General features: G+C 24.1%; 10 protein-coding genes and 1 tRNA gene. 9 read left to right on the top strand and 2 right to left on the bottom strand.

The genetic code is table 4. The features are described from left to right. Window positions 1-39: 39 nt before the first annotated feature. Entirely contained in the window at window positions 40-648 is a 609-nt protein-coding gene (locus ACXX89_RS03645) for a thymidine kinase (RefSeq protein WP_436358839.1), read from the bottom strand. Window positions 649-809: 161 nt separating this feature from the next. Between ACXX89_RS03645 and ACXX89_RS03650 the strand changes: the two genes are divergently transcribed. The 3 genes from ACXX89_RS03650 to hinT are packed head-to-tail and all read left to right on the top strand — an operon-like array spanning window position 810 to window position 4,984. After that, on the top strand, window positions 810-3,002 hold the full coding sequence (locus ACXX89_RS03650) for a HinT-interacting membrane complex protein P80 (protein ID WP_458557682.1): 2,193 nt from the start codon (window positions 810-812) through the stop codon (window positions 3,000-3,002). An 11-nt stretch (window positions 3,003-3,013) separates the two neighbouring features. Then, window positions 3,014-4,654, top strand: a complete 1,641-nt coding sequence (locus ACXX89_RS03655) for a HinT-interacting membrane complex lipoprotein P60 (RefSeq protein ID WP_458557683.1) — start codon at window positions 3,014-3,016, stop codon at window positions 4,652-4,654. A 9-nt stretch (window positions 4,655-4,663) separates the two neighbouring features. Beyond that, complete coding sequence (hinT, locus tag ACXX89_RS03660; protein WP_436358842.1) at window positions 4,664-4,984, top strand: histidine triad protein HinT; 321 nt, start codon at window positions 4,664-4,666, stop codon at window positions 4,982-4,984. 49 nt (window positions 4,985-5,033) lie between these two features. Here the strand turns inward: hinT and ACXX89_RS03665 are convergent. Continuing rightward, window positions 5,034-5,109, bottom strand: a tRNA-Thr gene (locus tag ACXX89_RS03665). A 46-nt stretch (window positions 5,110-5,155) separates the two neighbouring features. On the opposite strand from ACXX89_RS03665, the gene ACXX89_RS03670 reads away from it, so the two are divergent. The 6 genes from ACXX89_RS03670 to ACXX89_RS03695 form a co-directional block, all read left to right on the top strand. Continuing rightward, window positions 5,156-5,827, top strand: a complete 672-nt coding sequence (locus tag ACXX89_RS03670; protein ID WP_458557684.1) for a 16S rRNA (uracil(1498)-N(3))-methyltransferase — start codon at window positions 5,156-5,158, stop codon at window positions 5,825-5,827. A gap of 42 nt (window positions 5,828-5,869) precedes the next feature. Further along, window positions 5,870-6,718 (top strand): pseudouridine synthase, encoded by an 849-nt coding sequence (locus ACXX89_RS03675; protein ID WP_458557685.1) that lies wholly within the window; start codon window positions 5,870-5,872, stop codon window positions 6,716-6,718. Between the two features lie 11 nt (window positions 6,719-6,729). After that, a complete protein-coding gene (locus ACXX89_RS03680; RefSeq protein WP_458557686.1) occupies window positions 6,730-7,029 on the top strand; it encodes an Asp-tRNA(Asn)/Glu-tRNA(Gln) amidotransferase subunit GatC in 300 nt (99 codons plus the stop codon). Continuing rightward, the gene (locus ACXX89_RS03685; RefSeq protein ID WP_458557687.1) at window positions 7,016-8,338 is read left to right on the top strand and encodes an amidase family protein; all 1,323 of its coding nucleotides are present in this window, start codon (window positions 7,016-7,018) and stop codon (window positions 8,336-8,338) included. The genes ACXX89_RS03680 and ACXX89_RS03685 overlap by 14 nt, the downstream gene beginning before the upstream one ends. Continuing rightward, a complete protein-coding gene (gene gatB, locus ACXX89_RS03690; protein WP_458557688.1) occupies window positions 8,331-9,746 on the top strand; it encodes an Asp-tRNA(Asn)/Glu-tRNA(Gln) amidotransferase subunit GatB in 1,416 nt (471 codons plus the stop codon). Before ACXX89_RS03685 ends, gatB begins: the two co-directional genes overlap by 8 nt. A gap of 20 nt (window positions 9,747-9,766) precedes the next feature. Next, the coding region (locus ACXX89_RS03695) for a hypothetical protein (RefSeq protein WP_458557689.1) at window positions 9,767-11,414 on the top strand (1,648 nt) is incomplete at its 3' end.

Raw genomic sequence — 11,414 nt, forward strand, 5'->3', positions numbered from 1 at the left:
ATTGAGAAATTTTTACACAAAATTTATTACACTTCCAGGTTATTTTTCTTCACTTTTGTCTTCGTTTTTATCTTTAATTTTTCCAAATTCGCCTTTTATATGACAAGATCTGCATCTTGCTTCATATTCTTCAGTGTCCCCTAAAAGTTTTACATTTTTACTATTAATTTTTCTAAAACTTGTAGATGCTGCATTTTTACACTTTACACATACTGCCTGCAATTTTGTAACATTTTCAGCCATTGAAAGTAATGCTGGAACAATACTAAAAGGTCTTCTTAAATAATCCATATCCAAACCGCTTACTATTACTCTTACACCATCATCAGCTAAATCACTAAGTAAATTAAGAACATCTTTACCAAAAAAGTGAACTTCGTCAATAGCGATTGCTTTATAATTTTTTTTATTAAATAACTCTTTTATTTCTTCGGCTGTAGAAGCATTAAAAGTTGATATTTTTGCTCCTGATCTAGAAATTATTTCATCTTCTGCAAACCTATTATCAAAGTGTGGTTTAACTACTAAAGTTTTAATATTTGCATATTCTAAAATTCTAATCCTTTTTAACAATTCTTCGCTTTTTCCAGAAAACATAGGACCGGTAATAACTTCAATCATTCCTTCAGAAAATTTTTTGTACATCATTCATACTCCTTTGCGTGTGTATTAATTATTATAATTATAAAAAGCAAAAAAATGAAAAATTTTTTATTTTTTTATTTTTAATTTATATTACATTAAAATTTGGTAAAATTTTTATATTAATTTAATTAATATAAATTAAATAGCAAACTAAAGAGGTAAATATGTCAAAAGAAAAACTTTCTAAAAAACTTGCAAGATTAAATTCCAAAAGCGAGAAAAAACAAAAAAAAGAAAGAACACCAGAACAAATTAAAAAAAGAAAAATCCTTAATGGAGTTTTATTTGCATCAGCTGCTTTGGTAGTTTCTGGATTAGCTATAGGAATTCCTTTAGGTATCACTAATGCACAACCTACAAAAATTGCAGCTAGAGCAGATTCAGATATTTTAGTAAGTATATCTACACCAAACGGTCCTAAAAACTTAAATCTTCAAGATATTATCAACGCAACCCAAACAGATTCAGTTATTAATAAAGAACAATTTGATGAAGCACAAAAAGTTTTAATTAATTATCTTTATGAAGAAGAATATGAGGCTTCTCAATTATTCAAAAAAGCATGAGATAAATCTTATGTAGCAGGTAAAACAAGTGCAAACGATAGATTTAATCCTAATTTTAAAAGCTATGATGATTTAAAACAATCACAACAAAAATTCCTTGAAGACGAAAGAAGAAGATATCAAAGAACTTATGGTTTCCAAAATTGAGAATCTGAATTTAATAAATATATTTCTACAGATCCAAAATTTGGTGGAGCAGTCAATTTTGATAAAGCAGTTGAATATTTAACATATAAAGAAGCAGAAAAAAAAGCTTTTGCAAGATTTACTCCAGAGTTTTCAACAACATACTTATATAAAGATGTTAAAAATAGAGTATTAAGTGAAGATATTAAAGATAAAAATGGAAATATTGTTTATAAAAAAGGTGATAGATTATTTAAAGATATTATCATTTTAGAAGATGATGCTGACAAAGGTTCAAACGTTGTAAATGGATTTATTCCAAATATCGAAAGAGAAAGTGATAAATCTAAAACAGAATCTGAAAAAGAAAAAATTAAAGATGAATATAAAGTTTCTGCATTTTTAACAAATTCTTATGTTAAAGAGTATATGAATGCAAATAATGTAATTAATAAATTTTATTTTAACAATAATGCTTTATTAAAAGATAAATTTTCATTCTTTGATGTTTCTCAATTAGTTATTCATGCTAATCAAAATTCTTCAAATGCACAAGATGCATGAACAATTGCTAAAGCTGATTTAAAAGAATTATTAAGATATTCAGTAACCCAAATAAATTCTAATGATTTAACCACACAAGAAGTAAAAACTACACTAAGTTTAATTGAAAACTTCAAAGGAAATACTGCTACTTCAGATGAGAATCAAAAATCTACTGATAGAATTTTACTTAACACAATTAATTCATCAGTTAATAAAACAAATGCACAAAATTTAGGACAATTACCTTTAAGAAATTTAAGTCAAATTTTTGATAGTGAAGATTCTTCTTATGGCATTACATTTTTAGATAATGTATTTAGTGCAAAAGAAGCAACACATATTTTATCCACTACTTTATTTAGTAAAATTAAAGAAAAGTTATTTGCAAATGGACATGAAAATTTACTTCCAGATGCTTCAACTTTAACTAATAAAAAATTAACTGAAATTAATGAACTAAATAAAAAAATAGCAGATTTTATTGATAAACTAAGCGATGGAGAACTTAAAAAAGCTGGTGAAGCTTTTAAAGAAACTTTTGGAGAAACTACCGATTCAAGTTATAGAATTCACACAATTTATAAATTAACTGAAAACAGTTCAATTATTTATTCAAGTAAAGGATTGAATATTATTTTAAAAAATTCAATAAACACTTTTGATAAATTACAAGAAATTCTTAAAAAAGAATTACAATTAAATGCTAATAATCAAATTAACTCTTCAATAACTAACAGACTTAAAATAAATGACTTATTTAATGAATTAAAAAACGAAAGTTTTGTTTTAAAAGACACAATATCTGATGAAAAATTTAAAACTAAATTATTGACAGATGTAAAAAGTAATAAGTCTGAAGAAGAAAAAACCAATTATATTAAGTCTTTAGAAAAAAATATTGATAATAAAATAATTTCTTATTCTAATGATTTAATTTTAAAAATAAATACTAAAATTGAAACTTATTTAACAGAAATTAAAAAATACAATTTAAATGCTGATTTTAATTTTGACAACACTAAAAACTACTGAACAATTACAGGAAAAACAGAAAAATCAGATGTAGACACTATTTATGATGCTTTACAAAAACATTTTGGAATTATTAAAAATAAATAAAGGAGAATGAAATGAAAAAAATTAAATATTCATTATTAACAAGTGTTATAGCGGGAATTATTCCGTTATCTGTTGTTTCTTGTTCTCCTGTTGAAGTAGAAAGTTCAGAAAAAATAATTCAAGATGAGAAATTAAAAAAAGAAGTAGTTAAAAGATTTATTGAAACCAAATATATCGAAACCATTTTAACTGATAAATGATTTAAAAATCAAAACTTAGATCAAGAATTTAAAAACAAAAATAGCGAATTTTATGCATTAGTTAAAAAAGCATTTAATTTTTACCAAAAACAAGAGTTGAAAAAAGACAGCACCTTTACAGTAAAATTTATAAATGATTTAAATTCTAATAATTTTTTAACTACAGAAGAATTAAAAGAATTATATACAGAGGTAGGACCAAATAAATTATTTACAGAAAAAGGATTTGAAATTTTATTTAACAACAATAATTCAGATTTAAAAAACAATATTTTAAAAATGGTTTTAGTTTTTAAATTCTTAACTAGTTCTGAATCTAAAGATATTATTGAATCCAATAAATATAAAACAAATTCAGCGGAAAAAAACACAAATTATAATCAAAGATTAGCATATCAAAATACTAATCCAGAAACCAAAGATTTCTTTTTAAAAACACTTTTATTAGAAAAACAACCTGGTCAAATTTGAAAATATGAGTCTACTGATTCAGATGACTTAGCCACTTATAATTTATTAGAAATTAAAGATGAAAATTCTTTTAACTCTTTAGTAGATGAAAGATTTAAAAATTCCAAAAACACCAATAAAATACAGGATTTTGAGTTATTAAATGTGAATGATGATATTGATTTAAAACAATTATTATCATATCAAGGAATTCTCTACAATCAAGGTTCTAACCCTAAAGGAAGTTTTAATTATGATGTTTATACTTTGAAAAGAGAGACAAATATAAAGAGCGGATTTGTGGATGAAAATTCTAGAATTATATATTCTAAAAATGATTTAGCAGCTGCAGAAAGTTGAAAAGGTAAAAAAGAATTACCTATCAAACTAAAAGACTCTTTTGACAAGACAAAAACAAAATATCAATTAACTAAAGAAGATATTGAAGTTGTTAAAGCAGCAAAACATAGTGATGTTACTTATACTGTTGAAAAAATTATGCCTTTTGAATCAGATAGCATTCAAAAAAGAGTAACAGTAATTATCAAAATGGTATTGACTACAAACAAAGACCATCAACACCCTTCTGTAAGAACTTATGCAGTAGATGTAACTTGAGATTCAAGTACTCCTTCTTACTCTCCTAACATTTCTGAAGAAGGGAGAGTACTTAGTGATTATCCTTCTTCTGTAAAAGCAATAAGTAGTGATTTAACCAAAATATCAGCTTCTTATGTAAATAAAATTGTGCCTTTATTTGATGAAAACAAAGCAACAACAAAAGACAATGTAACAACATATAAAACTTATTTCTCTTTAGATCACACACCTTGAAATACAGTAGAACAAAAGGAAATATTGGCATTTTCATTATATTTAGCAGACAAAAACACTCTATATGAAGAGATTAAAAAATTCTATGAAGATGCTGGTTACAAAATTGAATATAAAGATTCAATTTTAGACCCAGAATCAAATAATAAAAATACAACTAAAAAATAGAGATGTAAAATGGAACAATTATTTTTAAAAATTATAAATAGAGAAATACCAGCAAATATCATTTATGAAGATGAAAGAGTTATAGCTTTTCTTGATATAAAACCAGTTACAAAAGGACATTTTTTAGTAGTTCCTAAAATTTATTCTAGAAATTTATTTTCTATTGAAAATAGTGACTTAGAATATTTAATTGTAAAGGCAAAAGAACTTGCAATTGAACAAACTCAAAAATTAAATGTAAAAGGTTTTAAACTACTTGTAAACAACGAAAAAGAAGCAGGTCAAGAAGTTTTTCATACTCATATTCACATAATACCAAGTGAAAAATAAAAAAATCTCTTCTTTATTTTAAGAAGAGATTTTTATGGTCTATTTGATATGGTGCCAACAACAGGAATCGAACCTGCAACCCCATCCTTACCATGGATGTGCTCTACCTACTGAGCTATGATGGCTTTTCTATAATATTATAAACTAATTTAACAAAAATAGGAGTAAATTATGATGAGATTTTTTGCACAAAAAAAAGAAAATAATTATTTTATATTATCCAATGAAACTCTCCATCACATAAAGGTAGCTAGAATAAAAAACGAAAAAATAATTTGTATATATGAAGAAAAATTCTATATTTGTCATTTAGAAGGTGATTTAGCGATAATTGAGCAAGAACTTAAAGAAAATCACGAATTTAATGAACCTGTTATCATAGCAAGTGCAATAATTAATATCAAGCGTTTTGAGTGATTAATTCAAAAGGCTACAGAACTAGGTGCAAGTGATTTTTATCCAATTTTTAGTGAAAATGTTGAGCAAAAATTAGGCAACGACATTGACAAAAAAATTGAAAGATGACAAGAAATTGCCAAAAGTTCCACGCAACAAAGTTTCCGAAATAAAGTTATGAAAATACATTATCCCATTAACTTTAAAGAAATTTTAAACTTAAATATAAAAAATAAATATATAGCATATGAAAAAGTTGAAACTTCTGATAAAAATATTCTTTTTCCTCAAAATTCTTTATTTTTAATAGGTCCAGAAGGCGGTTTTAGTCAACAAGAAGTGGACTTAGCTTTAAAAAACAACTTTAAAGCAATAAGTTTAGGAAAAAGAATATTAAGAGCAGAAACCGCTCCTTTGTTTATTTTATCTAGAATAGAAGAAAATTAATTTTTTATAAAATAAAAAATAAATTTAAAGTAAAATTCAATTATGAGAATAATAAAAGCAACGTTAAATGATGAAGGTAGAACATTATATAAATTTATAATTAAATATTTTAACAAGGTTCCTTTATCTAAAATAGAAAAACTTTTTCGCTTAAAAGATATAAAAATTAATGGCAAAAGAAGCAATGATAAAAAATATATTATTAGGGTTAATGATGAAATCCAAGTTTATGGACTAAATGAAGAAAAAATAAATCAAGAATTTACAACCACAAATAACAGTAAAGAAAAAAACTTTTCTATAATATTTGAAGACAAAAATATTTTAATAGTAAATAAAGAAGAAAATATAGCTATTCATAGTGAAGATAATTGTTTAGATTTGCAAATTTTAAACTATTTGAATTTTAAACAAAAAGATTCTTTTATTCCATCTCACATAGGTAGAATAGATAAAAAAACTTCAGGAATAGTAATATATGCAAAAAATTATAAAGCACTTGTCGAATTAAAAGAAAAACAAAAGAAATTTGAAAAAATTTATATCTTTAAATCTGATATAAAAATAGACAATAAATTCACTTCTTCACTTTTTCTTGAAAAAGATGAAACTAAGCAAAAAATGAAAGTAGTAAAAAACTCAAATATATTAGCTATAACAGAATTTTTTAGTGAAAATTCTAAAAAATATGCAAGATTAATAACAGGAAAAAAACATCAAATTAGAGTGACTTTATCACATTTAGGTTTTCCGATTTATGGCGATACAAAGTATGGTGGTAAAAAAAATTTTAGAGTTTTTTTACATTCACATAGAATCAAATTTAAAGATTTAAGTGGAGATTTATCTTATTTAAATGATAAAGAATTTATAAGTTATCCAAAATGATAGTAAGGAGAAAAATGAAAAGAGAAGAAATAATTGAATTAGCTAAAATATTAAAACTCATTCCAAATGATGAAGTTATTTTATCATTAGAAAAAGAATTTGATGAAATTTACAAAATGTTAAACGAATTTAAACAGATAGATGTTAGTAATGTGGAACCACTAGTTAGATTAACAAAAATTAAAGATTTTAGTTTAGTTAGAGAAGATGAAGTTGCTGAATATACAGAAAATAAAGGGATTTTATTAAAAAATGCACCTGCAAAAAATGAAAATTTTGTTCAATTAGAAAGGGTTATAAATGATAAAAAATAAAGGAAATTTTTTACTAGCTTACAAAGAGTTGCATAAAGATAAAAACAATGCAGTTTCTTTTCTTTTTCCAGAACAAGAAATTATAGAAAACAAAGCACTTAGTGGTTGCGTTTTTACTATTAAAGATGTTTTTGCTACAAAAACAGCTAAAACACAAGCATCTTCTAGATTGCTTGAAAATTTTTACCCTTCTTATAATGCTACTGTTGTGCAAAAATTACTTGATAATGGAGCAATACCTGTAGCAAAGGTTCATAATGATGAATTAGCTCTAGGTGGAGAAGGTATTTATTCTTATTGAGGAATTATTTCTCACCCTTTAGATAATAAAAGAAAAATAGGTGGTTCTTCTTCTGGTTCTGCAGCTACATTGACAAACAATATTTCTTTTGCTTTAGCTTCAGATACAGGAGACTCTGTAAGACTCCCCGCATCATACATAGGAAAAGTAGGGTTTAAACCAAGTTATGGAGCGGTTTCAAGATTTGGTATGTTTGCATATGCTTCTTCTTTAGATACAGTTTCATGATTTACTCATAATGTTAATGATGTTATAGAGGTTGCTAAAGTTGCTTATGGAAAAGATTATAATGACATGACTTCTGAAAACATTTTAATTAACAATATTATAAAAACAAAACCAAATAAAATTGGATATTTTAATATTCCTAAAAACTTACTAAGTGAATCTGTTTATGAAAAATATTTTTCTTTTATAAAGGAAATTTCCACAAATATGGAAATTGAATCAATTGAACCTAATGCTGATTTATTAAAAGCAATTAAACCAGTATATGACATTATTTCCTATTCTGAAGCAAGTTCCAATTTAGCTAATTTAAATGGAATAGCATTTGGACAAAGAGAAAAAGGTAAAGACTGAAGCGAAATAATGACTAATACCCGTTCAAAAGGATTTGGAAAAATGGTACAAAGAAGATTAATATTAGGTTCTTATTTCCTTGAAAAAGAAAATCAAGATGAATTATTTTTAAAGGCTCAAAAAATTAGAAGGTTGATAAAAAATTATTTAGATGAATTATACGATAAATATGATATAGTTATTTATCCAGCAGCGCCCGATGTTGCTCCTTATTTTGAAAATACAGAAAAAAGAAGTTATATGGATTATATTTTAACAGGTTCTAATTTAGCTGGTTCTCCATCTATAACAATGAAATTAGGTGTGGACCCAAATAATAAATTACCTTTTAATATAGCCATAGATTCTAAAATGCAAAATGATGAAAAATTATTGAGTTATGCACTCTGAATTGAAGAAAAATTAAAGGAGAAATCTAATGAATAATTATGAAGTGGTTATAGGTATTGAAATACATTTAGAGTTAAACACTAAAACTAAAATGTTTTCAGCAGCTAAAAATTCATTTAATGAAGAAAATAATAAAAATATTAGTCTAGTTGATTTAGCTTATCCTGGAACATTGCCTTTATTAAATAAAGAAGCTGTTATAAAAGCTATAAAATTAGCAAAAGCATTAAAAATGAATATTGATAATGAATTACATTTTGATAGAAAAAATTATTTTTATCCTGATTTACCAAAAGGTTTTCAAATCACACAACAATTTAGACCTATAGGAAAGAATGGAAAAGTTTCTTTTAAAATTAATAATGAAGTTAATGAAATTTCAATAGAAAGAATACATTTGGAAGAAGATACGGCAAAACAATTACACACTGAACAAGGAACTTTTTTAGATTATAATAGAGCAGGTATTCCGCTAATAGAAATTGTTACACACCCTGTTATCAAAAATTCCAATCAAGCTGCAAAATATATAGAAACAATTGCTAAAATAGCAAAATTTTTAGGAATATCAGATGCAAAATTAGAAGAAGGTTCACTAAGAGCAGATATTAATTTATCTTTAAACAAACCGGGAGAAGGTTTTGGTACTAAAGTAGAAATTAAAAATATTAATTCCATTTCTAATGTGAAAAAAGCAATAGAATTAGAAATTGAAGTTCAAACTTTAAAATTAAATAATAACGAAAAAATAATTCAACAAACCAAACGTTTTGATGATGTTTTACAACAAAATATAGTAATGAGAGAAAAAACTGGAGCAGTTGATTATAGATATTATCCTGAACCAAATATTCCTGTTATTCAATTAAAAGAAGAATTTATTGATTCAATTAAATTAGATAAGCTACATTGAGAATGGGAAGAAGAATTATTAAACCAATCAGTTTCTAATATTTACGTAGAACAGTTACTAAATAATTTTGATTGATTACAATTCTTTAATAAAATAAATTTTGACAATAAAGATAAATTAGCTAAATTCTTTTTTTCTGAAATTGTTCCAATTATAAAGGAAAAAAGCATTGATTCGTTAAATATAACCCCAAATAATATAGTTGAAATTTTAACTTTAGAAAAAAATAATTCTATTTCATCAAAACAAGCAAAAGAAATAGTTTTATATAAGGAACAAGAAAATTTAAGTATTGATGAAATTATTAAAAAATACAATTTGGTTCAAATAGAAAATAATGATTTAATTCAAAAAATTTTAAATAATTTAATCTTAGAAAATGAACAATTATTAAATGATTATGAAAATAGACCAGAAAGAGTTATTAAATTCTTTTTAGGACAAATAATGAAACAAACTAAAGGTCAGGCAAATCCTCAAAAAGCTAATGAATTAACAATTAAAACAATCGAAGAAAAAATTAAAAAATAATTGAAAGAAGTAAAAGAGAAATGAACAAAAAAAAGAAAAAATTATTGTTAGCATTGTTATTGCTAACTGGGGTTGTTGGTGTAGGTTCTGCAGTTATTGGTACAACTTACGCTTTAACTAGAAACAAAAAAACAAATTCAAATGAAAACACAGAAGAAAATCTAGAAGATTACAAAAAATCTAGTAAATCAAAAATTGAAAATTATTCTAATTTAAATGACCAAACTAAAAATGGTTTAGTTGCTTTTATAAATTCATTAAATTCAAAAGAAGAAATTAATAATATTTTAGATCTTTCTTTACAATATAATTCTATTGTTAATAAAATAATAAGCAATGTTTTAAATGCTCAAACAGTTAAAGAAACAAAGAAATATACAGAAGCAAATAATAAAGAAGAGTTTGATAAGTTTTTATCAGAAACAGAAAAATTTTTAAAAAACAACAAGTTAGTTTCTGATGTTGAACAAATTAAAACACTAGATTTTTTAAATAAAATAAATTCTACTTTAGTTAATTTAAAAGATTCAGAGAAGAAATTAAATGGTTCAGATGAACAAAATGAAGAACCTGTAAAAGAAGATGAAACTTTTAAAGAAGATGTAGAAAGAAAACTTGAAATTAATTTTAATCCAAATATAGAAACTTATGATTTAAAAAAATTCTTATATAGTGCATCTATCAATAAAGAAAATCAAAATATTTATTTATCACATAACGATATAGAAAATGTGAATTTAACTTTAGAAGAAGTCAAAATAGATTCTACTAATGTTAATAATTTAAATTTAATTTACCTTGCAAAAAGCACCACTGATTCTACAAAATTTGCAAAAGTTACTAAAACAATTAATTTTAGTAATGATTTAAATTCTAAAATTAACACAATCAAAATTAGCAATTTAGATGAGATTTTTAATTTTAGTTATGATCAGTTTTTAGATTTATATAAATCTGATTTAACAAATAATTTTGAAAAAATAAAGGAAATTTTTGTTTCTAAACAAAAAATAGTAAATAATTTTTTTAAATATAAAATAGAAGAAACAGATAATATTTTTACAGCCAATAATAAGATAGCTTTAAACATTGGTTTTTATGTAAATGATACTAAAATAAAGGAAATTCCTTTACAAACAGAAAATTCTGTACAATTAAAAAGTGACTTGTTGAAAAATATTTCAATAACTCCAAAAGAAATATTTACCAATTCTAAATTTTATAGAGAAGTTAAAAATTATTATGATTTTTCTAATTCAGAAGACATTAAAAATTATTATGCCAACATTAAACAAATAAATTTTTTTAATATGTGATTAAAAAATGATTTATTTTCTGAAGTTTTAAAAACTTTTCCTGAATATTCAAATAAAAAAATAGAAACCGCTTTAAATTCTTTAACTAATCCAACAAATGCTTCTGCTAATGCTTTAACTCAAGAAGAAATTAATAAAGTATTTGATAAAATTTATAAAGAGAATTTATTGTTTGATATACAAAAACCAGAAGGTGTAAAAGTTGAAATAATAAATTACAGCAATGATTTGAGATATGAAGTAAATGGTGATTCACTCTTTGCTACTTTTAAAATAAAAGTTACTAAAGGTGAAGAATCTAAAGTGGGACAATTTATTGGGACACATTTTACCAGTGATATCACTGGTAAAA

The sequence above is a fragment of the Mycoplasma sp. 1012 genome (assembly GCF_054343455.1).